Here is a 26,752-nt window from a genome sequence, read left to right as displayed (position 1 = left end):
CCGATGGCTGCTCGCACCGTCGTCCTGCTGAGGCACGGGCGGACGGCCTACAACGCGGCACTGCGCCTGCAGGGCCAGATCGACATCCCCCTCGACGAGGTGGGTCGCTGGCAGGCGGAGGAGGGCGCGTCCGCCCTGCTCGCCTCGCACCGCGCCACGAAGGTGGTCTCGTCCGACCTCGTGCGCGCCGCGGACACCGCGCGCGCCTACGCGCGCCAGCTCGGCGTGCCCGTGGAGCTGGACGAGCGGCTGCGCGAACGGTCGTTCGGCGACTGGGAGGGGCTGACGGGCGACGAGATCGCCACGGGCTGGCCCGAGCAGCACGCGCAGTGGCGTCGCGGGGCCGACCCCGAGGGCGTGCGCGCCGAGGCGAAGGCCGTCGTGGCCGAGCGCATGGCCGCGACCGTCCGGGAGCACGCGGACACCCTGGAGGGTGACGCGTGTCTCGTCGTCGTCTCGCACGGTGCGGCGATCTCCCTGGCGATCACCGGGCTGCTCGGTCTGGACGCGTCGTCGTGGCGCGGGATCGCCGGCATGCACAACGTGCACTGGTCCCACCTGCACCGATCCGCCCCGGGCGCGGTCCCGGACTGGCGGCTCGTCGCCCACAACGTGGGTGCCGGGTACCCCCTGGACCGCTGGCAGGCAGGTCCGCACGCGGATTTGGAACCTGAGCCGAAGTCTGCCTAAGATTACGAACGTTCCGAGGGGCAAAGCCCGGAGGAAACACGCGAACCGGGCATTACGCCAGGTTCTCGGGGCTGTGGCGCAGCTGGTAGCGCATCTGCATGGCATGCAGAGGGTCAGGGGTTCGAGTCCCCTCAGCTCCACCGAAGTCGAAGGCCGCTCCTCTCCCGAGGGGCGGCCTTCGTCGTTCTCCGGTCCCCGTCGTCGGGTCCTCCCGGCCGGGCGCTCACGGTCGAGTGGTGCACCACTCGTGCCGTCCGGCGCGCTCCGGCGCAGGCTCGGTGCTACCGAGCCGAGGAGGAGCCATGGGACCCGTCCACGTCCCGCCCGGAGAGGGCCGGACCTACCGCATGATCGACGGCGACCACGTCGCCAAGGCCGTCGTCGAGGGCGACGGCGGCGCGTTCGAAGTCTTCGAGGTGATCTCGCCGCCCGCCCCGCCCGCACCACCGCACGTGTCGCCGTGGGGCGGCGCGCTGTATCTCCTGCAGGGCCGGGTGACCGCCGTCGTCGACGGCACCTCCTTCGACGTGGAGCCCGGCGCGCTCGTCATGTTCCCCGCCGGGAAGCCGTGCACGTTCGAGGTCGTCGGGGAGACGGCGCGCTTCCTCGCGGTCACGACCGGGGACCGCGCCGGGCGGTTCTTCGCCGACCTCGCGGGTGCCGTGCCCGCCGACCGGCCGGTCGAGGAGTCGCTGGCCGCGATCGACGCGGTGACCCGGCGGCACGGGGTCGCGATGGCGGGCGACTGAGCCGCCCGGAGCGGTCGGGTCGCGTCGCGTAGGCTCCTCGGAGCCGTCGGGCGTCGGCCGCGACGTCCCCACCCGTGCCGGGGGCGGCGGACCCGGGAGGACGAGCTGCCGCACGACCACGGACCCCTGTTCCCGCTGCGCACCGTGGTGCTGGGCGCGTTCGCGCCGACGCTGGTGCTGGAGATCGGCATCGGCGCCATGCTCCCGGTCGTCGCGGCCACGGCCACGTCGCGGGGCGCGTCCCTCACCGTGGCGGGGCTGGTCGCCGCGCTGCTGGGCGTCGGCAAGATCCTCTTCGACCTGCCCGCGGGCGCCCTGGCGCAACGGTGGGGCGACCGGACGGCGATGCTGGTCGCGGGCGTGGTCGCGGCCGGGGCGTTCACGACGATCGCGCTCACCGACGCGCTGGCGGGTCTGGCGGCGGGCGTCCTGGCGCTGGGCGCCGCGAACGCCGTGTTCAACCTGGCGCGGCAGTCGTACCTCACGGCGGTCACGCCGCCGCTGCGGCGGGCGCGGGTGCTGTCCACGCTGGCCGGCGTCCACCGGATCGGGCTGTTCGTCGGCCCGTTCGCCGGGGCGGCCGTCATCGCCGCGACGTCCGTCCGGGGTGCGTTCTGGCTCGGCACCGGCGCGGCGGCCACCGCCGTGGTGATCCTGCTGCTGGTGGGTTCGGACCGCGACCCCACGACGTCCGCGCCGACGGCGGCGGTCCCGCGGGCGTCGGTCCGGCAGGTCGCGCGCGAGCACCGGCACCTGTTCGCCACGCTGGGCCTGGCGATCGGGCTGGTCAGCGCCGTGCGCGGCGCCCGCCAGACCGTCCTGCCGCTGTGGGGCGAGCACCTGGGCCTGGACGCCGAGGTGACGTCGCTGCTGTTCGGGCTGTCCGGCGCGCTCGACATGCTCCTCTTCTACCCAGCCGGGAAGGTCATGGACCGGTGGGGGCGCCTGTGGGTGGCGGTGCCGTCGATGCTGGTCATGACCGTGGGCCTGGCGATCCTGCCGTTCGCGCACACGGTGGCGGGGGTCGCCGTGGCCGCGGCCGTGCTCGGCGTGGGCAACGGCATGGGGTCCGGGATCGTCATGACGCTGGGCGCCGACGTCGCCCCGCCGGACGTCCGACCGACGTTCCTGTCGGTGTGGCGGCTCTTCCAGGACACCGGGGACGCGCTCGGACCGCTGGTGCTCGCGGGCGGTGCGGCGCTGGGGTCGCTGGCGGCGGGGGTGTGGGCCACCGCGGCGCTCGGCGCGGGCTCCGCCGCGGCCCTGGGCCGCTGGGTGCCGCGCTGGTCGCCGCTGGCGGACCTGCGGCGACGCCCCCGCCGCTGACCGCTGCCCGGTGTCCGGACCGCCGCGGACGGGGGACACGCCCGGGGGAGCGCCCGCCTTGACAGGTGTGACGCGGGCCACGTAGGTGTGGTCGATGGAGGCGTTCGAGAAGTGGGAGTCCGAGATCCGCGGCTACAGCCGCACCTTTCCGACGGTGTTCGCCAGCGCGTCGGGGGCGCGCCAGGTGGACGAGCAGGGCCGAAGTTTCCTCGACTTCTTCGCCGGCGCGGGGGTGCTGAACTTCGGGCACAACGACCCGCGGATGAAGCGGGCCATGATCGAGTTCCTCGAGGCCGACGGCGTCGCGCACAGCCTGGACATGGCCACCACGACCAAGCGTGACTTCCTGGAGAAGTTCGCCGCGACCGTCCTGGAGCCGCGCGGGATGGACGTGCGGATGCAGTTCATGGGCCCCACGGGCACCAACGCGGTGGAGGCCGCCCTCAAGCTCGCGCGCAAGGTCACGGGGCGGCCCGACGTCGTCGCGTTCACGCACGGCTTCCACGGCATGACGCTCGGTTCGCTGGCCCTCACGGGCAACGAGTACTTCCGGCACGCGGCCGGTGTGCCGCTGGAGAACGTGCTGCGGCTCCCGTTCGAGACCGCGCCCGGCGGCGGGGCGGACTCCCTGGACCACCTGCGGACTCTGCTGGCGGACCCGTCGAGCGGGCTGGCGGCGCCGGCGGCGTTCGTCGTGGAGGTGGTGCAGGCCGAGGGCGGGGTCAACGTGGCGAGCGCGGGCTGGCTGCGCGCGGTGCAGGATCTCGCGCACGACCTCGGCGCCCTGTTCGTGATCGACGAGATCCAGGTGGGCTGCGGGCGCACCGGGTCCTACTTCAGCTTCGACGGCATGGACCTGGACCCCGACATCGTGTGCCTGGCCAAGGGGATCGGGGGCTACGGCACCCCGCTCGCGATGAACCTCGTCAAGCCCGAGCACGACGCCCACTGGTCGCCCGGCGAGCACACGGGCACGTTCCGCGGCCAGGGGCTGAGCTTCGTGGCCGGGCGCGTGGCGCTGACCTACTTCGACGACGACGCCCTGATGTCCCGGGTGCGCCGGCGCGGCGAGGTGATGGCCGCGGCGCTGCGGGACGTCGCCGCGGACGCCGGCGCCGGGCACGAGGTGCGCGGGCGCGGCATGATCCAGGGCCTCGACGTGGGTGACGGCGCACGGGCGAAGGCCGTCGCCGCGGACTGCTTCGAGCACGGGCTGCTGATCGGCCCGTGCGGCACGGGCGGGCGGGTGCTCAAGCTCGTGCCGCCGCTGACCATCGACGACGACGACCTGGCCGAAGGCCTGGACGTCCTCGCCGGCGCGGTACGACGCGCCGCCTGACCCCCCGACGGGAGCCCGACAGTGCGCCAGCGCGACGACATGACCTTCCCGTTCCCCGAGTACGAGCGCCGCCTCGCCGAGCTGCGCGGCCGCATGGCCGACCGGCTGCTCGACGCCGTGGTCATCACCGACCCGGAGAACCTCATGTACCTCACCGACTACCAGACGACCGGCTACTCGTTCTTCCAGGCGCTGGTGGTGCCGCTGGACGACGAGCCGTTCATGATCACCCGTGCGATGGAGGAGTCGAACGTCCACGCCCGCACCTGGGTGGAGCTGACCCGGCCCTACCCGGACACCGGCGACGCGATCCAGGGGCTGGTGCACTCGCTGCGCGAGTTCGGGCTGCACACGAAGGACATCGGGTACGAGCGCAACAGCTACTACTTCCCGGCCTACCACCAGGACTACGTCCACACGGCGCTCACGGAGGGCCGGCTCGTCGACTGCTTCGGCATCGTCGAGGAGGGGCGGGTCTGCAAGTCGGAGCACGAGATCGCGATCATGCGCAGGGCGGCCCGTGCCACCGAGGTGGGGATGCGGGCGGGCATCGAGGCGTGCGCGGCGGGCGTCACGGAGAACGACGTGGCCGCCGAGATCAGCGCGGCGATGTTCCGCGCGGGCGGCGAGTTCCCGGCGGTCATGCCGTACGTGACCTCGGGGCCCCGCACGATGATCGGGCACGCCACCTGGGAGGGGCGGGTCGTGCAGCCGGGCGAGCACGTGTTCCTCGAGGTGGGTGGCTGCTTCCGGCGGTACCACACCGCCATGATGCGCACCGTCGTGCTGGACGAGCTCTCGCCGTCGATGGCGGTCGCGCAGGACCGGATGAAGCTCGCCCTGCGGGAGGTCAAGGCCGCCATCCGGCCGGGCCTGACCGTGTCGGACGCCGACAACATCGTGCGCAGCATCATCACCGACAACGGGGTGGGTGCCCGGCTGATCACCCGGTCGGGGTACTCCATCGGCATCGCGTTCCCGCCGAGCTGGGACGAGGGCTACATCGCCAGCCTCAACCAGGGGAACCCGGCGATCCTGCGCGAGGGCATGACGTTCCACCTCATCCCGTGGATGTGGGGCGTCGACGGCGACAAGACCGTCGGCATCTCCGACACCGTCCACGTGACGGCCCGGGGCTGCGAGTCGTTCTTCACCCTGGACGAGGACTTCACGTGCAAGCCCGAGCACGCCGCGGCGTCGGCACCCGTGGCGGACCCCGTGCCGTTGCGCCCCGAGATCGCCTGAGGAAGGAGCACGCATGCTGATCGCGACCGACCCGACGACGGGCGCCGTCGTCCGCGAGGTGCCACCCGCCGGCCCCGAGCGGGTCGAGGAGGTGCTGGCCGCCGCGGAGGCCGCACGGTCGTCCTGGTGGGAGCGAGGGTACGCGGGGCGCGCCGTCGTGCTGCGGGCCGTGGCCGCGCGGCTGCACGAGCGCACCGAGGAGCTCGCCGCGCTCATGACGCAGGAGATGGGCAAGCCCGTCACCGAGGGGCGGGCCGAGGTCGCCAAGGCCGCCTGGTGCTTCGAGCACTACGCGGAGCACGGCGAGGCCTACCTCGCCCCCGAGACCATCGCGTCGGACGCGACCCGCAGCTACGTGCAGCACCTGCCGCTCGGCACCGTCCTCGGCGTCCTGCCCTGGAACGCGCCGCTGTGGCTCTGGTCCCGGTTCGCCGCCCCCGCGCTCATGGCCGGCAACACCTGCGTCATGAAGCACGACCCGCACGTGCCGGGCTGCGCGGCCGCCATCGGCGACCTGGTCGCCGACGTCCTGGCCGAGCACGAGGCGCCCGCCGGGGTGTTCGCCGACCTGCCGCTGGAGACGGGGGACGTCGCCGCCGTCATCCGGGACCCGCGCGTGGACGCCGTGTCGTTCACCGGGTCCGCCCGGGGCGGGGCCGCGGTCGCCGCGGTCGCGGCCGGCGAGATCAAGCCCACCGTGCTGGAGCTCGGCGGGTCCGACCCGTGCCTCGTCCTCGCCGACGCCGACCTCGACGCCGCCGCGGACACGATCGCGCTGTCCCGCACCATCAACGCCGGGCAGTCCTGCATCGCGGCCAAGCGGGTGCTCGTGGAGGACGCCGTCCACGACGAGCTCGTCGAGCGGCTGCGCACCCGCCTGGGCGGGCTCACCGTCGGCGACCCCGCCGACGACCGCACCCAGGTCGGCCCGCTCGCCCGCGACGACCTGCGGCGCGCGCTCCACCGCCAGGTCACCGAGACCGTCGACGCGGGGGCGCGCCTGCTGCTCGGCGGGGAGCTGCCCGACGGGCCGGGCTGGTTCTACCCGGTGACGCTCCTGACGGAGGTCACCGGCGACATGACGGCGTGCCGCGAGGAGACCTTCGGCCCCGTCCTCGTCGTGCAGCGCGCGGCCGACGCCGCCGACGCCGTCGCCCTGGCGAACCGCACCCCGTACGGGCTCGCCGCGAGCGTGTGGACGGCCCCCGAGCGGGGCGAGGCGCTCGCGGCGCGGATCGTCGCCGGGCAGGTGGCCGTGAACGGCATCGTCAAGACGGACCCGCGGCTCCCCAGCGGGGGCGTGCGCCGGTCCGGGTACGGGCGCGAGCTCGGCCCGCACGGCATCCGCGAGTTCGTCAACGTCCAGCAGGTGTGGGTCGGGCCCCGCCAGGACTGAGGCGTCCGCGCAGGTCACCGGCGCGGGCCGGGCGTGACGTGGATCACCTCGGGGGTTCCCCGCGGGCGGCGGGGGACACTACGATCGCGCCGTGAGCCGGACCCGCGACGGTGCCCGGGCGGACGACGTCCGCCCGCTCCGCGTCGTGCGCGCCGTCCTGCTCGCCGCGGTGACGGTGGCCTGCTCCGCGGCCGCGCACACCGCGGCCGGGGGAGGCCTGCCGGACGCCGCCGGGATCGTCCTGCTCGCGGGCGTCACGCTGGTCGTGACCAGCCTGCTGGCGCGGTGGCGGCTGCGGCCGTCGACCCTCGCACCCGTCCTCGCCGGGCTCCAGGTGGTGCTGCACCACGGGCTCCAGCTCCTCGCGCCGTCGCGCGTCGTGGCACCCTCGGCCGCCGCCCAGCTCGCCCGCGGCGGACGCCACGCCGACCACCGGGCCGAGGCCCTCGCCGAGGTCGTCGCCGCCGTGCAGCCCGACGTGGCCGCGCACGCGGGCGCCCACCTGCACCCCGCGATGCTCGCCGCGCACGCGGCCGCCGTCGTGGTGATCACCACCCTGGCGGTCGGGGCCGACCGTGCCCTGGCCCGCACGGTCGGTCGGTTCCGGGCGGTCGTCACCACGCTGCTGACGGGGCTGCCGCCCGTGCGCGAGCCCGCCCGTCCCGTGGTCGCCGCCGGGCACGTCGTCCTCCCCGTCCCGCGCCGCTCACCGGTGCTGCGGGCCCGGCGCGGACCGCCGGTGCTCCTGCGCACCGCCTGACCCACCCGTCGTCGTCCCGCGTCCTCGGGGGTGCCGCACGCCGTCGTGCGGCCGGGCGGTGCCGCGCCCCAGCACCCACCGGACGACCCACCCCGGCTCGTCCGGCGCTCGCGCGTACCCCGACGAGAGGACCACCTCGTGACCACCGCACCCTCGACCGCCGCGTCGACCGCCCCCGCCGCCCCGCCCGCACCGCCCGGACCACCGACCCCGCCGCAGGGCTCGCGCGTGTGGGCGGCGCTCCAGCCGATCCTGCTGCGCCTCCACTTCTACGCCGGGATCCTCGTCGGCCCGTTCCTCGTCGTCGCAGCGACGACGGGCCTGCTCTACACGCTCGCGCCGACGATCGAGCGCGTGGCGTACCGCGACCTGCTCGTCGTCGAGCAGGAGGGCGGCACCGTCGCGCCGCTGTCGGCCCAGGTGGCCGCCGCCCGCGCCGCGCACCCCGAGGGGACGATCAGCGTCGTCGAGGTCGCCGGCGACCCCGCGGCCACGACCCGCGTCACCCTCGCCGTCGACGGGCTGCCCGACGGCGCCGCCCGCACGGTGTTCGTCGACCCGTACACCGCGCAGGTCGCGGGCGACTCCCTCACCTACGGGGCGTGGCTGCCGGTGCGCGAGTGGATCGAGACCCTGCACTCCTCGCTCCACCTGGGCACGTACGGCACCCTGTACTCCGAGCTCGCGGCGTCCTGGCTCGGCGTCGTCGTGCTCGGCGGCGTGGCCATGTGGGTCGCGCGCGCCGTCCGCCGCCGGCGCACCGCCCGGGCGCTCCTCGTCCCGGAACGGGGTCGGCCGGGACGTCGCCGCACCCTGTCCTGGCACGGCGTCGTGGGCGTCCTCGCGGCGACCGGCCTGCTCGTCCTGTCCGTCACGGGCCTGACCTGGTCCGAGCTCGCGGGCGCCCGGATCGGCGATCTGCGGGCCGCGCTCTCCGCGCCCGGGCCGGAGCTCGACACCAGCCTGACGGGAGGCTACGACGCGGACGCCGACCCGCACGCCGAGCACGGGAGCGCCGCGGCCGGCATCGAGGACCACTACCTCGACCACGGGGCGTCCTGGGACGGGCTCACGGCCGCGGCCGCCGCACAGGGCCTGGAAGCGCCCTACACGATCGCGCCGCCGGCCAGCCACCACGAGACGTGGACCGTGACGGAGTCGGCGACCACCTGGCCCATGGACAACGACGCGATCGCCGTGCACGGGTACAGCGGCGACGTGCTCGACCGGGTGGACTTCGAGGACGAGCCGCTGCCGGCCAAGCTCACCTCGTGGGGCATCTACTTCCACCTCGGCATGCTGTTCGGCCTGCCCAACCTGCTGTTCCTCGCCGCCACGGCGGTCGGGCTGGTCGTGCTGGTCGTCCTCGGCTACCGGATGTGGTGGCAGCGCCGCCCCACCCGGCAGGCGGGACGCGGGCCGGGCCCGACGTACGGCCGCGGTGCGCTGCGGCGGGCGCCCCTGTGGCTCACCCTGGCGCTGTTCGCGGTCGCCGGCGTCGTCGCGTCCTACGTCCCGCTGTTCGGGCTCACGCTCGTCGCGTTCCTCGTGGTCGACGTCGCGCTGGGGCTGCGCGCCCGGCTCCGCACCCGCGCCTGACGACCCCGCGGCGGGGCGCCGGCCGGCCGGCCGCCGCCCCGCGGCACGGGGACGCACGTCCGCCGGGCGACGACGACGTCCCACGGTGCGGGCGGTCCTCGTGCGTCGACCCTCGTCACGGTAGGTTGCAGGAGTTCTCGACCAAGGGAGGTCCGGACCATGCTGATCGGTGTGCCGCGCGAGTCGCGTGCCGGCGAACGTCTCGTCGCCGCCACGCCCGCGACCGTGCGCAAGCTGACCGCGCTCGGCCACGACGTCGTCGTGCAGGCGGGAGCGGGATCGGGTGCTGCGCTGCCCGACGACGCCTACGCCGAGGCCGGGGCGCGGGTCGTCCCGCCGGGGGAGGTCTGGACGGCCGACGTCGTCACGTGCGTCAACGCCCCGACGCCCGACGAGATCGCGCTCCTGCGCCCCGGCGCGACGCTCGTCGCCCAGCTCGCCCCGGGCTCGCACCCCGAGCTGGTCGAGGTCCTCGCCGCCGGGCAGGTCACGGCGCTGGCGCTCGACGCCGTGCCCCGCATCTCCCGCGCGCAGTCCCTCGACGTGCTGTCCGCCCAGTCCAACGTCGCGGGCTACCGCGCCGTGGTGGAGGCCGCCGAGGAGTTCGGCGGCATGTTCACCGGGCAGGTCACCGCCGCCGGCACCACCCCGCCCGCCACCGTGTTCGTCATCGGCGCGGGGGTGGCGGGCCTCGCCGCGATCGGCACCGCGTCGTCGCTCGGCGCCGAGGTCCGCGCGTTCGACGTGCGGCCCGAGGTGGGCGAGCAGATCGAGTCGATGGGCGCGACGTTCGTGCAGGCCGACGGTGCGTCCCAGGAGGTCAGCAGCGACGGCTACGCCCGCGCCCTGACCTCCGACCAGGAGGCCGCCACCCGGGCCACGTACGCGGCCGAGTCCGCCCGCGCGGACGTCGTCATCACCACCGCGCTGGTCCGGGGCACCGCACCGACCACGATCACCGCCACGATGGTCGCCGCCATGCGACCCGGCTCCGTGATCGTCGACCTCGCGGCCGCCGGGGGCGGCAACTGCGAGCTCACGGTGCCGGGGCAGCGGGTCGTCAGCGACAACGGCGTGGTGATCCTCGGGTACACCGACCTGCCCGGGCGCCTGCCCCGGCACACGTCCCAGCTCCTGGGCACGAACGTCGTCAACCTCCTCACGCTCATGACCCCGGGCAAGGACGGCGAGGTCGTCCTCGACCTCGACGACGTCGTCGTGCGGGGCATGACGGTCGCGCACGCGGGCGAGGTGCTGTGGCCCCCGCCGCCCGTGCAGGTGTCCGCCGCCCCGGCGGCACCGCCGCCGCCCGAGCCGCCCGCCGGGCCCAGCCCCGAGGAGGTGGCGGAGCAGCAGCGCCTGCGCGGCCGGCGCCGCACCGTCCTCGCGGCGCTCGGGGCCGTCGTCGCGGGCCTCGCCATCGCGGCGTCCCCGCCCGACGCCGTCGGGCACTTCACGGTGTTCGCCCTCGCCGTCGTGGTCGGCTTCTACGTCATCAGCGCCGTGACCCACGCGCTGCACACGCCGCTCATGGCCCAGACCAACGCCATCAGCGGCATCATCCTCGTCGGGGCGCTGCTCCAGATCGGCGTGGACGACTGGCTCGTGACGACCCTCGCCGTCGTCGCCGCGTCCGTGGCCTGCATCAACGTGTTCGGCGGGTTCCTGGTCGCGAACCGCATGATCCGCATGTTCCGGCGCGACACGCCCGTCACCCAGGAGGCGACCCGATGACGGTCCTGTCGGCCGTGCAGGCCACCTACGTGGTCGCCGGCGTCCTGTTCATCCTGTCGCTGGCCGGCCTGTCCAAGCAGGAGACCGCCCGGCGCGGCAACGTGCTCGGCGTCATCGGCATGGCGCTCGCGATCGTCGCGACCGTCGCCCTGGCCCTGGAGACGTCGCAGCGCCCGTGGCAGGTCACCGGCGCGCTGATCCTGGCGGTGCTGGTCGTCGGCGCCGGGGTCGGCACCTGGCGGGTGCGCCGCGTCGAGATGACGCAGATGCCCGAGCTCATCGCGCTCCTGCACTCGTTCGTCGGTCTCGCCGCGGTCCTCGTCGGGTACGGGTCGTTCCTCACGGCCGAGCACGCCGAGACCGTGCACCTCGTCGAGGTGTTCCTCGGCGTCCTCATCGGTGCGGTGACGTTCACCGGCTCCATCGTGGCGAACCTCAAGCTCGCCGCGCGGATCCGGTCGGCCCCGCTGACCCTGCCGGGCCGGAACTGGCTCAACCTCGCGATGCTCGTCGCCTCGGCCGGGCTGCTGTGGTGGTTCCTCGACGCCGCGCGGGCCGGGGCCGACGGTGCCGCGCTCACCGCGCTCGTGCTCATGACGGTGGTCGCGCTGGCGCTCGGCTGGCACCTCGTCGCGTCCATCGGCGGCGGCGACATGCCCGTCGTCGTGTCGATGCTCAACTCGTACTCCGGGTGGGCCGCGGCCGCCGCCGGGTTCATGCTCGGCAACGACCTGCTCATCATCACCGGCGCCCTCGTCGGCTCCTCCGGTGCGATCCTGTCCTACCTCATGTGCCGGGCGATGAACCGCTCGTTCGTGTCGGTCATCCTCGGCGGGTTCGGCGCCGAGCCGGGCACCGTCGCTGCCGCCGGCGTCGACGGCGAGCACCGCGAGACGTTCCCCGCGGAGGTCGCCGAGCTCCTCACCGCCGCCCGGTCCGTGGCGATCGTGCCCGGCTACGGCATGGCCGTCGCCAAGGCCCAGTACCCCGTGGCGGACCTCACCGAGAAGCTGCGTGCCCGCGGCGTGGAGGTGCGGTTCGGCATCCACCCTGTGGCGGGGCGGCTGCCCGGGCACATGAACGTGCTGCTGGCCGAGGCCAAGGTGCCCTACGACGTCGTGCTCGGCATGGAGGAGATCAACGACGACCTGCCCGCCACCGACGTCGTGCTGGTCATCGGGGCCAACGACACCGTCAACCCGGCCGCGCAGGACGACCCCGGCTCGCCGATCGCCGGCATGCCCGTGCTCGAGGTCTGGAAGGCGCGCGACGTCGTCGTGTTCAAGCGGTCCATGGCGACCGGCTACGCGGGCGTGCAGAACCCGCTGTTCTTCCGCGAGAACACGGCGATGCTGTTCGGCGACGCGAAGGACCAGGTGGAGCACATCATCCAGGCCCTGTGACCGGGCCGGGCTCGGCTAGGGTCGGGACGCATGAGCGCCGAGCACACCGTCCCGCCCCTCGCCGTCGTCGGACCCGGTGCCGTGGGCTGCCTGGTCGCCGCCTTCCTGCACCGTGCCGGGGCGGACGTCGTCCTGGTGGGGCGCCCGCGCACCGTCGAGCGCCTCGGTGCCGGGCTCCGCGTCGTCACCGACCGGCACGGCACCTGGGAGGCGGCGGTCCCCGCCACGACGGCGGTCCCGGACGGTGCCGTCGTCCTCGTGGCCGTCAAGGGTGACGGGCTCGCGGACGTCGTCGGGTCGGTGGCGCAGGCCGCGCCCGTCGAGGTCGTGTCCCTGCTCAACGGGATCGAGCACATGGAGGCCCTGCGCGCCGCGCTGCCGACGACCGACGTCGTGGGCGCCGCCTACGCGGGGGAGACGTCCCGCGAGCTCGGCACGGACGGACCCGTCGTCGTGCGGCACCGCGGCGAGCTGCTGCGCGTCACGGTGCCCGCTCCGGCGCAGGAGTCGTGGACGGCCCGCGCCCTGCGTGCCACGGACCTGCCGCTCGTCGTCGGCGGGTCGGAGGCCGAGGTGCTGTGGTCCAAGCTGCGGTTCCTCGCGCCCCTGGCCCTGCTGACGTCCGTGCACCACGACGGCCTGGGCGCGGCGCTGGACGCCGACCCGGGGCTCATCGCCGCGCTGCTCGCGGAGGTCGCCGCCGTGGCGACCGCGGAGGGCGTGCCCTCGACGGGGCCCGAGCTGGAGCGGATCCTGCGCGGCCTGCCCGCGACGATGCGGTCCTCCCTCCAGGCCGACCTGGAGGCCGGACGGTCGGGCGAGCTCGACGCCATCGGCGGGGCCGTGGCCCGGCGCGGCGCCCGTCACGGGCTGCCCACGCCGCGGGTCGACGGCGTCGTCGCGCGGCTCGCCGCGGAGGTCTGACCGCCCCGGGACGACGACGGCCCGCCACCCCCGTGGGGTGGCGGGCCGTGCCGTCCGGCGGCGGTCAGCCGCGCAGGTCGGCCTGCTGGTCGTAGACGCTCGACGGCAGGACGCCACCGTTCTGCGCGGCGAGCTGCGCCACGGAGAGCTCGGCGGCGGGCTGCGGGGCGGCCTCGATGCCGCGCGCGTCGGCAGGCACGCCGTCGAGGCTCGGCATCATCGTGGCCAGGCGCGGGCGCCAGGCGGCGAACTGCTCGGGGAAGCAGCGCTCGAGCACGTCGACCATCGCGGAGACGGCCGTGGAGGCGCCCGGCGACGCGCCGAGGAGGCCCGCGATGGACCCGTCGGCGGCCGTCACGATCTCGGTGCCGAACTGGAGGACGCCCTTGCCGTCGGCGTCGCGCTTGATCACCTGGACGCGCTGGCCGGCGGTGATCCGCTCCCAGTGCTTGGGGTGCGCGGTCGGCACGAACTGCTGCAGCGCCTGGAACTTCGTCTCGGGCGCGGCGACGACCTGGCCCACGAGGTACTGGGTGAGGTCGAGGTTCTTCAGGCCGGCGCCCATCATCGGGCCGAGGTTGTTCGCGCGCAGCGACGTGATCAGGCCCAGGTACTTGCCCTTCTTGAGGTACTTGGGGCTGAACCCGGCGTACGGGCCGAACATGAGGTAGCTCTTGCCGTCCACGACGCGGGTGTCGAGGTGCGGCACGGACATCGGCGGGGCGCCGACGTCGGCCTTGCCGTACACCTTGGCGTGGTGCTGCGCGACGAGCTCGGGGTCGTCGGTGCGCAGGAACTCGCCGGAGATGGGGAAGCCGCCGAAGCCCTTGATCTCCGGGATGCCGGAGGACTGCAGCAGGGGCAGCGCGCCGCCGCCGGCGCCGACGAACACGAAGCGGGCCGTGAGGGTCGAGGTGCGGGGGCGGGCGTTCCAGGAGCGGTCCTTGACGCGCAGCTTCCAGCCGCCGCCCTTGACCCGCTTGAGGGAGGTGACCTCGCGCTGGAGCTGGAGCTCGGCGCCGTGGCCGATCATCCCGTCGATCAGCTGGCGGGTGAGGTTGCCGAAGTCGACGTCGGTGCCCGCGGCGGAGCGGGTCGCGGCGACGGGCTCGGCCGGGTCGCGGTCGGTGGTGAGCAGCGGCGCCCAGCGCTCGATCTCGGCCCGGTCGGTCGTGTACTCGAGGTCGCGGAACAGGGGGTGCGCGCTGAGCGTGGCGTGCCGGCGACGCAGGTAGTCGACGTTCTTGGCGCCGCGCACGAACGTCATGTGCGGGGTGCGGGACAGGAACGAGGAGTCGGCGATCTTGCCGGTGGCGACGAGGTGCTGCCACAGCTCGCGGGAGGTCTCGAACTGCTCGTTGATCGACACCGCCTTGGAGATGTCGATCGTGCCGTCCGGCTTCTCGGGGGTGTAGTTCAGCTCGCAGAGGGCGGCGTGACCCGTGCCCGCGTTGTTCCAGGGGTTGGACGACTCGAGCGCGACGTCGTCGAGGCGCTCGAGGATGCGGACGGACCACGTCGGCTCGAGCTGCTGGATGAGCGTGCCGAGGGTGGCGCTCATGATGCCGGCGCCGATGAGGACGACGTCGACGGCGTCCGTGGGGGCCTGGTGGGGTGCCGTTGCGCGCGAGTTCACCGGGCCATGCTAAGACGATGGTGAAAACTGTCACAAAGAATGAGAGCAACGTCACAAGCGCGCTGACCTGGGGTGACGTGGGTCACACTCAGGGCCAGAGCAGCTCTGGCTCCCACGCCGCGGCCGTCCGACGGTAGCGCACCCGCGTCTGACCTGTGCCGTCACCCGTGGACCAGAACTCCACGTCCGACGCGTCGAGGCACCACGCCGTCCACGACGGCGCCACGAGGTCCGGGTCCGCGGTCACCCGCTCCAGGGACGCCGACCACGCCGCCCGGTGCTCCGCGAGCGAGTCGAGCACCTCGCTCTGGTGGTCGACCAGCCCCGCGGCGCGCGACGGCGGACGCCGACCACGGAAGTCCTGGGCCCCGGCGTCCGGGTGCGACGACACCTCGCCCGCCACCCGCACCTGCCGGCCGGTCTCGCGCCACAGGAACGTCAGCGCCGCGCGCGGCTCCGCCGCCAGCTCGCGCCCCTTCGGGCTCGTCGCGTGCCCCGCGAACCACCAGCCCGCCGCCGTGAGGTCCGTGAGCAGCACCGTGCGAGCCCGGGCCCCGCCCGCGACGGACACCGTCGACAGCGTCGTCGCGTGCGGGGCGGACGCCCCCGCACCGACCGCCTCGACGAACCACGCCTCGAACAGGTCGTGCGGCGTGCGGGGGAGCGCGGCGAGGTCCGGCACGTCCCAGCCCGGCAGGCCGGCGGGCAGCACCGGCAGGCCGCGCAGCCGCTCACGCATCGTGGTCACGGGGGCACCTCCAGGGGTCGGACGGGGACGGTCCCGGCGCGGACGGCGGGACGCGCCGCGACCCGTCGGGCTCGACCCGTCCGACCCTAGCGACCACCGCCGCGCCGCGTCCCCGCGACGGAACCACCCGCTTCGCCCCTTGTGCTCCGGCACCGGGAGCACCACCATGGGTCCGCACCAGGACGGAAGAGGTGGGATGGACACCGACGTGAGCACGTCGTCGCCCTCGGCGCGCGGCACGGGCAGGATCGCGCGACGCCGCGACCTCGACACAGGGCCCACCGCGACGATCACGTCGATGTTCCCGGCCGACCCGCCACCGCCGCCGCCCGCCCCCACCGGCCCCGTGCCCGTCGTCCACGCACCGCACCGGGTCCGCGGGGTCGTCCCCGTCCTGCTCGCCGCGGCCCTCGTGCTCGCCCTCGCGGCGTCCGTCGGCGTCGGCGTCCTGTGGTCCGCCAACCGCAAGCTCGCCGCCGAGGTCGACGCCGCGCTCGCCCAGGCCGCCATCACCCAGCAGCAGCTCGTCGACCTGCGCGGCACGACGCCGGACGCCGCCGTCGTCGACGTCCTGACCGACCGGGTCCAGGACGTCGAGGAGTGGACCGGCCTGCCCGACGGCGGACAGGGGCGCGCCAAGGACCTCCAGACGCGGCTCGCCGACGTCCGGGGGGACACCGACCAGCTCCAGCACGACGTGCGGGACGGTCTCGCCGACGTCCGCGCGAGCGTGACCGCGCTGCAGGGTGCCGTCGCCGGGGCGTCCGACGCCGCGACGTCCGACGACCTCGACGCCCTCCAGGAGCAGGTGCAGGAGCTGAGCACCGACGTGGCCACCCTCTGCTGGGCGCTGGCCTACCAGCCCGGGGTCGCGGCCTCCTGCTGAGCGGGGCGGGCCGCGCCGCGCGGCAGCTCCGACGGGCGTCTGCCCTGGGCGTATCCGCTTGCCGTGCGCCCGCCGGACGGCGAGGGTCGTGACGTGCAGCTCCTCGTCCTCGGTGGGTCCGTGTTCCTGTCCCGTGCGGTCGTCGAGACCGCCCTCGCCCGCGGCCACGACGTCGTCGCCCTCACGCGCGGCCGGTCCGGGTCGGTGCCCGCCGGCGCGCGGCACGTCGTCGCCGACCGCGACGACCCCCTGCCCGCGGACCTGGTGACCGGACGCTTCGACGCCGTCGTCGACGTCGGCCGCCAGCCGTCGCACGTGCGACGGGCGGTGCGGGCCTGGCCCGACGCCCGCTGGGTGCTGGTCTCCACGATCAGCGTCTACGCCGACGACGCCGACCCGGCCGGACCCGGCGCAGGGCGCCTGCACGAGGCCCGCCACGACGACGCCGACCTCTCGGCCGACCCCGCCGCGTACGGTCCCCTGAAGGTCGCCTGCGAGGAGATCGTGCGCGCCGGTGCCCCCGACGCGGTGGTCGTCCGGCCCGGCCTGGTCGTGGGGCCCGGGGACCCGTCCGGCCGGTTCACGGCCTGGCCCGCCCGCCTGCGCCGCCTCACCGGTGCCCCGGACGACGGCGACGTGCTCGCCCCGGGTTCCCCCGACGACCTCGTGCAGACCATCGACGTGCGCGACCTCGCCACCTGGATCGTCGACCTCGCCGAGACCTCCGTCGCGGGCACCTTCGACGCGGTCGCCCCCGCCGTCCCGATCGCCGCGTACCTCGCCGCCGTCGCCCGCGGCTGCGGCGTCGCGCCCCGCTGGCGGTGGGTCGACCACGACCGCCTGACCGCCCTCGACGTCCGCCCGTGGTCCGGCCCGCGCTCCGTGCCGCTGTGGCTGCCGCGCCCCGCCTACGACGGCATGCCCGCGCACGACGCCGCCCCGGCGCTCGCGGCCGGGCTCACCCCGCGCCCCCTGGAGGACACCGCGCGCGACGTGCTGGCGTGGCTGGACGCCGACCCGGACGCGCCCGTCACCGGGCTCACGGACGCGGAGGAGGCCGAGGTGCTGCACGCCGTCCTCGGCTGAGGCGGCTGCGACGCCCGTGCATCAGGGCGCGCGGGGTCAGGCGGTCGGGTTGCACCGGGCGGCCAGCACCTGGAGCAGCCCGACGTCGGGGCGCCACGGCTCGAGGTTCCACGTCGCCTTGTCGGGGGCGCCGAGGGCGTGGCACACGAGCTGGTCGTGCATGGTCGGGGTGTCGAGGGCGGGGTCGTCGGCGACGAGCCCGGCCCAGACGACGTCCACGCCGGCCTGCCCGGCCCGCCGCGCCCAGTCCGTCGGGGTGACGGCCAGGGAGTCGCCGCCCTCGCGGTCGCCCCAGGCGGCGTCCTGCACGCCGGTCGTGCCGAGCGTGGTGCTGGTCGGGGCGTCGCCGTCGATCGCCAGGACGCCCGGGTCGACGAGCCGGAACCGCGCCGCACCCGTGGGCGAGGTGAGCCCGCCGACGGCCACGCCGTCCTGCTCGACGGTGGCCGAGCCGTCGGTGTGCACGGTGAACGTCGCGCCGGGGGCTGCGGACAGTGCGGCGGCGGCTCCCGCCGGTCCCGTGCCCGATCCCGTGCCGGTGGCTGTGCCCGGGTCGACCGTGACGGTCGCGGTGCCGTCCCGGCCCGGGTCGGCCGTGGCGTCGGGTGCGGTGAGGGTCAGGGTGACGTCACCCGCGCGGACGGCGACGGGCTTCGCCGTCGGGGCCTCGGGTGCGGGGGAGGAGGTGCCGTCCGGGGCGGGTGCGTCGGACGTGGCCGGTGCCGCGGACGTCGGTGCGGACGACGGCGAGGCGGCGTCGTCCGCGGAGGGGGTCGCGTCGCACGCGCTGACGAGGGCCACGGCGAGGAGCGCGCCGGCCACGAGGCGGGCGTGCGGACGGGGGGACGGGCCGGGCCGGTGCACCGCTCCAGTCTGCGGCAGGACGGGCGCGGTGCCCGGTGGGTGGACACGCCCTGGCGCTCGCAGGTGAGGTTGCCCTAACCTAAGCCGGTGAGCGGATACAACGGACGCAAGCCGGTCGAGCCCCACGTCCTCCTCGCCGAGGTCGTGCGGACCAAGCAGGTCTCGGAGCACATGATGCGCGTGACCTTCGGCGGCGACGGGCTCGAACGCCTGACCACCGTCGGGTACGACCAGTGGTTCCGGCTGTTCCTCCAGCGCGAGGGCGCGGACGCGATGCGCCTGCCCACCCGCACGTCCGGGCTCGGCTGGTACGCGCAGTACCTCACGACGCCCAGGGCGCGGCGCCCGTGGGTGCGCAGCTACACCGTCCGCGAGGCGCGACCGGACCTGCGCGAGATCGACGTCGACTTCGTGCTGCACGGGGCGCACGGCCACGAGGGGTCCGGCGAGCCCGGTCCCGCGTCCACGTTCGCGGCCACCGCCCGCACCGGCGACACCGTCGGCATCCTCGACCAGGGTGTCGGATTCAACCCGCGCCACCCCCACGACTGGACGCTGCTCGTCGCCGACGAGTCGGGCCTGCCCGCCGTGGCGGGCATCTGCGAGGCGCTGCCCGACGACGCCCGCGGCATCGCCGTCGTCGAGGTCCCCACCGCCGCCGACCGGCAGGACTTCCGCGCCCCTGCCGGGGTCGACGTGCGGTGGGTGGAGCGCCACCGCGTGGACCCGGCGGCCGTCCCGGGCACGGCCGCGCTCAACGTCGTGCGCTCGCTGGACCTGCTCGACGGCGACGTCTACGCGTTCTCCGTGGGCGAGTCCTCGCTCGCGACCGGCGTGCGCCGCCACCTCGTGGCCGACCGCGGGGTCCCCAGGACGCACGCCGACTTCGTCGGCTACTGGCGGCACGGGCGCGGCGCGGCCGGCTGACCGGCCCGCCGTCCGGGGCGCCCGGGCCCGGGCGGGCCGCGGGCGCCCTCCGGCTCAGACCGTGACGACGATCTTGCCGCGCACGTGCCCTTCCTCGCTGGCGCGGTGCGCGTCCGCGGCGTCGGCGAGGTCGAACGTCCGGGCCACCTCGACGCGCAGCACGCCCTCGTCGAACAGCGCCCCGAGGGCCTCCAGGTCCGTGGTCGACGGGCGCACCCACGCGTAGACGCCGTCGTGCTCGGAGCGGGCGGCCGGGTCGGCGATCGACGTGATCGTGCCGCCCGGGGCGAGCACGTCCGCGCTCACCGCGACGGCGTCCCCGCCGACGTAGTCGAGGGCGACGTCCACGCCCTGCGGCGCGAGCGCCCGTACCCGGTCGGCCAGGCCCTCGCCGTACTCGACCGGCTCGGCGCCGAGACCGCGCAGGAACTCGTGGTTGCCGGCCGACGCCGTGCCGATGACGCGAGCCCCCCGGGCGTGCGCGAGCTGCACGGCGAACGCGCCGACGCCGCCCGCCGCGGCGTGCACCAGGACCGTCTGACCCTGGGTCACGCCGGAGCGCTCGATCGTCTGGTAGGCCGTCAGCCCCGCCAGCGGCACCGCCGCGGCCTCGGCGAAGCTCAGCATCGCGGGCTTGCGGGCGAGGGTGCGCACGGGCGCCGCCACCAGCTCGGCGAACGTCCCGCCCTGCACGACGTCCTTGCGCACGTACCCGTACACCTCGTCGCCCACCTGGTACTCCGGGGTGTCCAGGCCCACCTGCTCGACCACGCCGGCCACGTCCCACCCGGGCACCGCGGGGAACTGCGTGTCGATGAGGCCGGCGAGGTAGCCCTCGCGGACCTTCCAGTCCACCGGGTTGACGGAGGCGGCGCGCACCCGCACCACCACCGTGTCGGGCCCGGGGTGCGGGTCCGGCTGCTCGGTCAGCTCAAGGACGTCGGCGCCGCCGAAGCGGCTGTAGGTGATGGCTCGCATACGGGCGGTAACCGGCACCCCGGCGTCGGCATTCCGCGTCGACCCGCAGGCCCGACCCATCCAGGTTGCCCGGGGCTCCGAACCTCCGACGGGTCGCGAACGACGCGGCCCGGGACGAAGGGATCGATCATGAAGGCACGCACCCGTACCTCGCTCGCCGCCCCTGCACTCGCGCTCGCCGGCCTGCTGGCCGTCGCCGGGCCGGCCTCGGCCGACGACGGCACCGCCCAGGGCGAGCTCGCCCCGGTCCCCCTCAACGGGGTCGACGGTGGCGGCGACGCCATGGTCTGGGTCGACGGCACGACCCTGAACGTCGAGTTCGCGGCGACCGGCCTGCTGGCCGGCAGCCCGCACGCCGCCCACCTGCACTACGGCGAGGACGCCGCGCACCAGTGCCCGTCCGAGGCCGACGACTCCGACGGCTCGGGCACCATCACCACGACCGAGGGCGTCCCGTCGTACGGGTCGGTCCAGGTCTCGCTCACCACGCAGGGCGACACGTCGCCCGACTCCGCCCTGGCGGTCGACCGCTTCGACACGGCCGACGGCGGTGACATCGACTACCAGCGCGGCTCGATCGAGGTCTCGCAGGACCTGGCCGACAGCATCCTCGACGGTGAGGTCGCGCTCGTCGTGCACGGCGTCGACCACGACGGCAGCGGCGCCTACGACGGCGACACCGAGTCCGACCTGGACCCGTCGCTGCCCGCCGAGGCCACCGACCCGGCGCTGTGCGGCATCCTCACCGCCTCGCAGATGGACGAGATGCCCGCCGGTGGCGTGCAGACCGGCACCGGCGGCACCGCCGGCGTCGAGCACGCCGGCCTGATCGCGGGCGGTGGGATCGCGCTGCTCGCCGGCGCCGGCCTGACCGCCGCCCTGGCCGTGCGTCGTCGTCGCGCCGACCTGGAGTCCTGATGCCGGGCCGGCGCGCGGCCGTCGTCCTCGCCGCCGGGCTGGTGCTCGGCGGCGGGACGGCGGTCGCCGTCGGGCTCGCCACGCAGCAGGACGCCCCGGCGCCGGTCCCCGCGGCCGGCGCCGGGGCGTCCGCCGCACCGGCGAGCCCGACGACAGCCCCGTCACCGGTCCCGACGGGACGGGCCGTGCCCGGCCCGGACGCCGCCCCGTCGTCGTCGCCGGACGCGTCACCGGAGGCGTCGCCCGAGGCCCGTGCTCCGCTGCCCACGCGGGTCCGGGTGCCGGCGATCGACGTCGACTCCCGGCTGCTCCACCTGGGCCTCGCCGACGACGGCACCGTCGAGGTGCCGGCCGGTGACGACATCGACCGGGCGGCGTGGTTCGACGGGTCGCCCCGCCCGGGCGCCGTGGGACCCGCCGTGCTGGAGGGCCACGTCGACAGCCCGAACGGGCCGTCGGTGTTCTACCGGCTCTCGGCGCTGGAGCCCGGTCAGAAGGTCCACGTGGACCGCCGGGACGGCAGCACCGTGACGTTCGTCGTCGACCGGGTCGAGCAGTACGCCAAGGACGCGTTCCCCACCCGGGAGGTGTACGCGAACACCGACGGTCCCGAGCTGCGGCTCATCACCTGCGGCGGCGCCTGGGACCCGGCGGTGGGCCACTACACGGACAACACGGTCGTGTACGCGCACGCGGCGTGAGGGCCGCGGCCGGGCGGTCCGACTAGACGAGCACCTCGTCGCCGCGGGCCACGACCCGGCCCGCGGCGACGACGAGCTCCCGCCGCGGGGCCCGCACGACGGCGTCCTGGACGTTCTCGGCGTCGACGAGGACGACGTCGGCCACCGCACCCGGCACGAGGTCGTGCACCGCACGTCCCACGAACGCGGCGGCGTCGCTGGTGGCCAGCCGGGCGGCCGCCACGAGGTCGGCGTCGTGGCGGAACCGGGACAGCCGGGCGAGCTGCGTGGTCTGCGCCAGCAGGTCGCCGGTGCCGTACGGGGACCACAGGTCGCGGATGCCGTCCGTGCCCAGGCCCACGGCCACGCCAGCCTGTTGCAGCGCGGGCAGCGGCAGGGGAGCGGCGCCGATCGGCGCGACCGTGGTCATCGTCAGCCCGGCCTCGCCCATCGCGGCCACGAGGTCGGCCTGCCGGGTGGCGGGCAGGTCCCCGACGGCGAACCCGTGCGCGACGTTGACGCGTCCCTGCAGCCCGGCGCGCAGCGTGCGGTCCACGAGGAGCTCGATCTGGAACGCCCCCAGCTCGCCCCCGTCGTGCAGGTGCACGTCGATGCCGACGTCGTGACGCTCGGCGATCGCGAACAGCCCGTCGATCTGGCCCACGGGGTCCCGGTCGATCGAGGCGGGGTCGAGCCCGCCGACGTGGTCGGCCCCCGCGGCGGCCGCCGCGTCGAGGAGCTCGAGCACGCCCGGGCGGCGCAGCACACCGTCCTGCGGGAACGCGACGACCTGGGCGTGCACCGCGCCGCCCAGCGCGGCGAGCGCCTCGCGGACCACCTCGATGCCACGCAGCCCGACGCCGAGGTCGACGTCGACGTGCGTGCGCACGGCGGTGGTGCCGTGCCGCAGGAGCTCGCGCAGCACGGTGAGGGTGACGTCGGTGCCCGGGATGCCGAGCTCGTCGCGGTGCGCCCGCTCGTGGGCGATGCGGCCCTGCGTGGTCGCCTCCCCGCCGTAGCTGACCCACCCACGGCCCCACCACGACTTGTCGACGTGGGCGTGGGTGTTGACCAGGCCGGGCAGGGCGAGCAGGCCGCGGCCGTCGACCTCGGTCCCGGCGGCGACCGCGACCGGGTCGGCGGGGACGGTCGGGTCGTGCGGCACGACGGCGGTGACGTGCCCGTCGTGGAGGTGGAGGTCGGAGCGGGCGCCGCCCCAGGGGCGGACGTCGCGCAGGACGGTGACCTCGACCTCGGGGGTGGGGGCGGGCGGGGTCGAGAGGGTGGTGGTCATGCGTGGTCCTTCCTCGGTGCGGACGGCGGGGCGTGGGGTGGGCGTGGGCCGCCTGGAATGGTATTCCATTTGGTCTTGGGGCGCGGTCGAGGCCTGCACCGGAGCCCGCCAGGGTCCGGCAGGCGGGCCTGGCAGGATGTCGGCATGACGCCGGCACCCTCTGCGCCGTTCGAGCCCGAGTCGGCCCGGGTCGCCCGCGTCGTGCGCGAGCAGATCGTCGAGGGCGTCCGCGCCCCCGGCAGCCGGCTCGTCGAGCGCGACCTCGCCGCCGACCTCGGGGTCAGCCGGATCCCCGTCCGCGACGCCCTGCGCGTCCTCGTCGCCGAAGGGCTCGTCACCCCGCGGCCGCGCACCTGGGCCGTGGTGCGCACGTTCAGCGCCCAGGACGTCGCCCACCTCCAGGAGGTCCGCGGCGCCACCGAGCCGCTGCAGTTCCGGCTGGCCGCCCTGCGGCGCACCGACGCGCAGCTCGCCGCCCTGGCCGCCGCGTGGCAGGCCGAGGACGACGCCGCCCGCCGCGGCGACGTGCCCGCGGCCCGCCGCGCCGGGGCGGACTTCCACGAACGCGTCGTGGAGGCCGCCGCCAACCCCGTGGTCACCGAGCTGCACGCCGTGCTCGGGAGCCGGGTGCGGTGGCTCCTCGGCCAGCACGACGACGTCGCCGCGATGGCGCGCGAGCACGGCGAGCTGCTCGCCGCCGTGCGTGACCGCGACGCACGGACCGCGGAAAGGATCGCGCTGGAGCACCTGCGCACCAGCCGCGCCGAGCTGGACGCCCGTCGGGCCTGACGCCAGCCGGGCCTGACGCCAGCCGGGCCCGACGCCAGCCGGGCCCGACGCCCGGCCGGGGTCACCCGGCGTCCGGACGCGCCCCGTCCGTCGCCTCGATCACCACCGACGCCGGGTCCTTGTCGGGCCGCAGCCCCCGCCACACGGTGTGGCGCAGGCTCCCCTCCCCGGGCTCGTCGCCCGTCCAGCCGGCGTGCACCACCTCGACGACGGTGGTCGGCTCCACCCATCGGGCGCCGACGGCGTCCGGCCGGGGGACGTCGTCGACCGGGGCGCGGGCGACCTCGGCGTCCGCGAGCCGCGCGGCGAGCTCACGACGCTCCCGGTCCGACATCCCTGTGCCGACGCGTCCCACGTACCGCAGGCGGTCGCCGTCGGGCACGGCGAGCAGCAGGCCGCCGACGGAGCGCGGGTCCTGCGTCGGCGTCCCGGCGCGCAGCGGCCGCCAGCCCACCACGACGCACTCCTGGGCGCCCACGTGCTTGACCTTCAACCAGTCGCGCGACCGGTGGCCGCTCGCGTACGGCGCGCGGCGCCGCTTGGCCACCAGCCCCTCCAGCCCGAGGCGGCGGGACTCGGCGGACGCCTCGGCCACGGTGCCCGTCAGGGCGTCGGGCACGTGCACCGGACGGCGCGGCGCGACCACCCGGCGCAGGATCGCGCGGCGCTCGTCGTACGGGTGGTCGGTGACGTCGATCCCCGCGACGCGCAGGACGTCGAACAGCACCAGGTCCACCCCCACCGCCCGGCGGGCCCGCTCCACCTCGCGGGGCCTGACGAGGTTCGCGCGCTGCTGGAGACGGCGGAAGCTGGGGCGGCCCGCGGTGTCGAGCGCCACGACCTCCCCGTCGAGCGCCACGGGCAGCTCGTCCGCGGGGACGCGGTCCGCGAGCGCCTGCAGCTCGGGGAACGTGGCCGTGAGGTCGCGCCCGGAGCGGGACGTGAGCCGCACGCGGGGGCCGGGGGCGTCGGCCGTGTCGTCGGGGTCGGGCGGCAGGACCTCGGCGATCGTGCGGAACCCGTCCCACTTGACCTCGAACGCCCAGTCGGTGGCGTCGAGGCGTGCGAGCTCGCCGGGGGAGGCGGCCGTGGCGAGCATGGGGCGGGGTGCGGGGCCGGGCGGCGCCGGGAGCGCCGCGGCGTCCGCGGTCGGGGCGGTGGCCGCGCCGTCGGGTGCCGCGGAGCCGTCGGGTCGCGGCGGGACCGGACCGCCGGTGGCGGGGGCGACGTCGTGCGGTGCGCCGCCGTCGTCGGGCACCGCAGGGCGGGCGTCGCGCGGCTGGTCCTTGGTGCGGTGGATCAGCCAGGAGTTCTCGTCGTCGCCGCCCCGCCCGCCGGTGCGGACGAGCGCGAGGCGGCGTGGTCCGCGGCGCTCGCTGTGCAGCGTGACGATGACCTCGTCGTCGCGCCACTTCTCCAGCTCGTACGTGCCGGCGTCCCAGATGGTCACCTCGCCGGCGCCGTACTCGCCCGCCGGGATCGACCCCTCGAAGCCGCCGTAGGCGAGCGGGTGGTCCTCGGTCTGCACCGCCAGGTGGTTGCGGCCGGGGTCGGTGGGCTCGCCGCGGGGCAGTGCCCAGCTCACCAGGACGCCGTCGTGCTCGAGCCGGAAGTCCCAGTGCAGGCGGCGGGCGTGGTGCTCCTGCACGACGAACGTGGGCGCGTCGGCCGTGACCGCCGGCGCGGTGCCGTCGTCGAACGGTTCGGGGGTGCGGTCCGGGTCGCGCCTGGCGCGGTAGGTGCCGAGCCGGGCGAACGTGGCGAGGCGTTCCGGGGTGGGTTCGAGCTGGGAGAGGTGCCCGGCGAGCAGCGGGGCGAGGAGGTCCCCGTCGGCCTCGTACCGGTCGGCGACCTCGTCGGCGGTGAGGTGACGCAGCCCGGGGTCGTCGAGCTCGCCCCACGTGCGCGGAGCCGCGACGGTCGGGTGCTCGCGGCCCCGCAGCGAGTAGGGGGTGATGGTGGTCTTCGCGCCGTTGTTCTGGGACCAGTCGATGAACACCCGGCCGGGACGCACGGACTTCTTCATGTCGGCGACGACGAGGTCGGGATGCTCGCCGGCGAGGTGCCGGGCGAGCTCGCGGGCGACCGCCGACACGGCGTCGCTGGTGAGGGTGCCGTGCCCGGTGAGCGCCGCGTACAGGTGGATGCCCTTGGACCCGCTGGTGACGGGCAGCGGGTCCAGGCCCATGCCGGTGAGGATGTCGCGCGCCCACCGGGCGACCTGCGCGCACTCCGGCAGACCGACCCCGGGCCCCGGGTCGAGGTCGAGCACGAGGCGGTCGGGCGGCAGCGGGACGCCCGTGCGACCGAACTGCCACTGCGGGACGTGGATCTCCAGGGTCGCGGTCTGGCCGAGCCAGGTGAGCGTGGCGAGGTCGTCGACGAGGACGTAGTCGTTCGACGACGACGAGTGCCGGATGGTGCGGCGCGGCACCCACGTCGGTGTCGACGCGTCGAGGTTCTTCTGGAAGAACGCCTGCCCGCCCGTGCCGTCGGGCCAGCGCTTGCGGGTCGCGGGACGGTGCGCGGCGTGCGCGACCAGCGCGGGCGCGACGCGGGTGAGGTAGTGCAGCACCTCCGCCTTGGTGGTGCCGGTCGCGGGGTAGAGCACCTTGTCCAGGTTGGACAGGGACAGGGTGCGCCCCGCGACGGTCACGCGCTGGGTGGGCGGGCTCACGGGGACATCGTGGCCCGGGCGGCGGCGCGCCGCAGGTCCGGGCGCCGCCCGGCCCGGTACCCGCGACGCCGCGTCCCGGGTTGTGTGCGGGCGCCGGTGGCCGC

At 75.7% G+C, this 26,752-nt stretch carries 23 protein-coding genes and 1 tRNA gene; 18 read left to right on the top strand and 6 right to left on the bottom strand.

From position 1 onward, the window contains the following. The first annotated feature begins 3 nt into the window (after nucleotides 1–3). The 12 genes from ATJ88_RS11950 (at nucleotide 4) to ATJ88_RS11895 (ending at nucleotide 13,165) form a co-directional block, all read left to right on the top strand. Nucleotides 4–690 (top strand): histidine phosphatase family protein, encoded by a 687-nt coding sequence (locus tag ATJ88_RS11950; protein ID WP_098464013.1) that lies wholly within the window; start codon nucleotides 4–6, stop codon nucleotides 688–690. Nucleotides 691–757: 67 nt separating this feature from the next. After that, nucleotides 758–830: transfer RNA gene (locus tag ATJ88_RS11945), tRNA-Ala, on the top strand. A 162-nt stretch (nucleotides 831–992) separates the two neighbouring features. Further along, on the top strand, nucleotides 993–1,439 hold the full coding sequence (locus ATJ88_RS11940) for a cupin domain-containing protein (RefSeq protein ID WP_098464012.1): 447 nt from the start codon (nucleotides 993–995) through the stop codon (nucleotides 1,437–1,439). A 144-nt stretch (nucleotides 1,440–1,583) separates the two neighbouring features. Further along, entirely contained in the window at nucleotides 1,584–2,765 is a 1,182-nt protein-coding gene (locus ATJ88_RS11935) for an MFS transporter (protein WP_245852386.1), read from the top strand. 94 nt (nucleotides 2,766–2,859) lie between these two features. After that, complete coding sequence (locus ATJ88_RS11930) at nucleotides 2,860–4,104, top strand: aspartate aminotransferase family protein (protein WP_098464010.1); 1,245 nt, start codon at nucleotides 2,860–2,862, stop codon at nucleotides 4,102–4,104. A gap of 21 nt (nucleotides 4,105–4,125) precedes the next feature. After that, nucleotides 4,126–5,349, top strand: coding sequence for an ectoine hydrolase (doeA, locus tag ATJ88_RS11925; RefSeq protein ID WP_098464009.1), 1,224 nt, complete (start codon nucleotides 4,126–4,128; stop codon nucleotides 5,347–5,349). 13 nt (nucleotides 5,350–5,362) lie between these two features. Then, nucleotides 5,363–6,745, top strand: coding sequence for an aldehyde dehydrogenase family protein (locus ATJ88_RS11920; protein WP_098464008.1), 1,383 nt, complete (start codon nucleotides 5,363–5,365; stop codon nucleotides 6,743–6,745). A gap of 91 nt (nucleotides 6,746–6,836) precedes the next feature. After that, nucleotides 6,837–7,505 (top strand): hypothetical protein, encoded by a 669-nt coding sequence (locus ATJ88_RS11915; protein ID WP_098464007.1) that lies wholly within the window; start codon nucleotides 6,837–6,839, stop codon nucleotides 7,503–7,505. A 138-nt stretch (nucleotides 7,506–7,643) separates the two neighbouring features. Beyond that, complete coding sequence (locus ATJ88_RS11910; RefSeq protein WP_211287510.1) at nucleotides 7,644–9,104, top strand: PepSY-associated TM helix domain-containing protein; 1,461 nt, start codon at nucleotides 7,644–7,646, stop codon at nucleotides 9,102–9,104. A gap of 159 nt (nucleotides 9,105–9,263) precedes the next feature. Beyond that, nucleotides 9,264–10,838 (top strand): Re/Si-specific NAD(P)(+) transhydrogenase subunit alpha, encoded by a 1,575-nt coding sequence (locus ATJ88_RS11905; RefSeq protein ID WP_098464006.1) that lies wholly within the window; start codon nucleotides 9,264–9,266, stop codon nucleotides 10,836–10,838. Next, the gene (gene pntB / locus ATJ88_RS11900; RefSeq protein WP_098464005.1) at nucleotides 10,835–12,241 is read left to right on the top strand and encodes a Re/Si-specific NAD(P)(+) transhydrogenase subunit beta; all 1,407 of its coding nucleotides are present in this window, start codon (nucleotides 10,835–10,837) and stop codon (nucleotides 12,239–12,241) included. Before ATJ88_RS11905 ends, pntB begins: the two co-directional genes overlap by 4 nt. A 30-nt stretch (nucleotides 12,242–12,271) precedes the next feature. After that, on the top strand, nucleotides 12,272–13,165 hold the full coding sequence (locus ATJ88_RS11895) for a ketopantoate reductase family protein (RefSeq protein WP_098464004.1): 894 nt from the start codon (nucleotides 12,272–12,274) through the stop codon (nucleotides 13,163–13,165). Nucleotides 13,166–13,229: 64 nt separating this feature from the next. Here ATJ88_RS11895 and mqo read toward each other — a convergent pair whose 3' ends face one another. Then, nucleotides 13,230–14,801, bottom strand: coding sequence for a malate dehydrogenase (quinone) (gene mqo, locus ATJ88_RS11890; protein ID WP_098464003.1), 1,572 nt, complete (start codon nucleotides 14,799–14,801; stop codon nucleotides 13,230–13,232). 88 nt (nucleotides 14,802–14,889) lie between these two features. Then, nucleotides 14,890–15,540, bottom strand: coding sequence for a pyridoxine/pyridoxamine 5'-phosphate oxidase (locus ATJ88_RS11885; RefSeq protein WP_245852644.1), 651 nt, complete (start codon nucleotides 15,538–15,540; stop codon nucleotides 14,890–14,892). Nucleotides 15,541–15,745: 205 nt separating this feature from the next. Between ATJ88_RS11885 and ATJ88_RS11880 the strand changes: the two genes are divergently transcribed. After that, on the top strand, nucleotides 15,746–16,435 hold the full coding sequence (locus ATJ88_RS11880) for a hypothetical protein (RefSeq protein WP_098464001.1): 690 nt from the start codon (nucleotides 15,746–15,748) through the stop codon (nucleotides 16,433–16,435). A gap of 93 nt (nucleotides 16,436–16,528) precedes the next feature. Further along, the gene (locus ATJ88_RS11875; protein ID WP_098465313.1) at nucleotides 16,529–17,521 is read left to right on the top strand and encodes an NAD-dependent epimerase/dehydratase family protein; all 993 of its coding nucleotides are present in this window, start codon (nucleotides 16,529–16,531) and stop codon (nucleotides 17,519–17,521) included. Nucleotides 17,522–17,557: 36 nt separating this feature from the next. On the opposite strand, the gene ATJ88_RS18100 is transcribed toward ATJ88_RS11875, so the two are convergent. Beyond that, entirely contained in the window at nucleotides 17,558–18,385 is an 828-nt protein-coding gene (locus ATJ88_RS18100) for a DUF2599 domain-containing protein (protein ID WP_141538664.1), read from the bottom strand. Nucleotides 18,386–18,472: 87 nt separating this feature from the next. On the opposite strand from ATJ88_RS18100, the gene ATJ88_RS11865 reads away from it, so the two are divergent. Next, a complete protein-coding gene (locus ATJ88_RS11865; protein WP_098464000.1) occupies nucleotides 18,473–19,312 on the top strand; it encodes a siderophore-interacting protein in 840 nt (279 codons plus the stop codon). Between the two features lie 54 nt (nucleotides 19,313–19,366). Here the strand turns inward: ATJ88_RS11865 and ATJ88_RS11860 are convergent, their stop codons facing one another. Further along, a complete protein-coding gene (locus tag ATJ88_RS11860) occupies nucleotides 19,367–20,290 on the bottom strand; it encodes an NADP-dependent oxidoreductase (protein WP_098463999.1) in 924 nt (307 codons plus the stop codon). A gap of 129 nt (nucleotides 20,291–20,419) precedes the next feature. On the opposite strand from ATJ88_RS11860, the gene ATJ88_RS11855 reads away from it, so the two are divergent. After that, nucleotides 20,420–21,208: a CHRD domain-containing protein gene (locus tag ATJ88_RS11855; protein WP_211287509.1), complete on the top strand. Its 789-nt coding sequence runs from the start codon at nucleotides 20,420–20,422 to the stop codon at nucleotides 21,206–21,208. Next, on the top strand, nucleotides 21,208–21,909 hold the full coding sequence (locus tag ATJ88_RS11850; RefSeq protein WP_098463998.1) for a class F sortase: 702 nt from the start codon (nucleotides 21,208–21,210) through the stop codon (nucleotides 21,907–21,909). Before ATJ88_RS11855 ends, ATJ88_RS11850 begins: the two co-directional genes overlap by 1 nt. A gap of 22 nt (nucleotides 21,910–21,931) precedes the next feature. Here ATJ88_RS11850 and ATJ88_RS11845 read toward each other — a convergent pair whose 3' ends face one another. Continuing rightward, entirely contained in the window at nucleotides 21,932–23,182 is a 1,251-nt protein-coding gene (locus ATJ88_RS11845; protein WP_098463997.1) for an amidohydrolase family protein, read from the bottom strand. Between the two features lie 144 nt (nucleotides 23,183–23,326). Between ATJ88_RS11845 and ATJ88_RS11840 the strand changes: the two genes are divergently transcribed. After that, nucleotides 23,327–23,971, top strand: a complete 645-nt coding sequence (locus tag ATJ88_RS11840; protein WP_098463996.1) for a GntR family transcriptional regulator — start codon at nucleotides 23,327–23,329, stop codon at nucleotides 23,969–23,971. Between the two features lie 61 nt (nucleotides 23,972–24,032). On the opposite strand, the gene ATJ88_RS11835 is transcribed toward ATJ88_RS11840, so the two are convergent. Next, nucleotides 24,033–26,648 (bottom strand): ATP-dependent DNA ligase, encoded by a 2,616-nt coding sequence (locus ATJ88_RS11835; protein ID WP_245852382.1) that lies wholly within the window; start codon nucleotides 26,646–26,648, stop codon nucleotides 24,033–24,035. Between the last annotated feature and the right edge of the window lie 104 nt (nucleotides 26,649–26,752).

The organism is Isoptericola jiangsuensis (assembly GCF_002563715.1).
GTDB classification, from domain to species: domain Bacteria; phylum Actinomycetota; class Actinomycetes; order Actinomycetales; family Cellulomonadaceae; genus Isoptericola; species Isoptericola jiangsuensis.
Note: the sequence above shows the minus strand (reverse complement) of the source record. Positions and strands in the feature narration are given on the sequence as shown.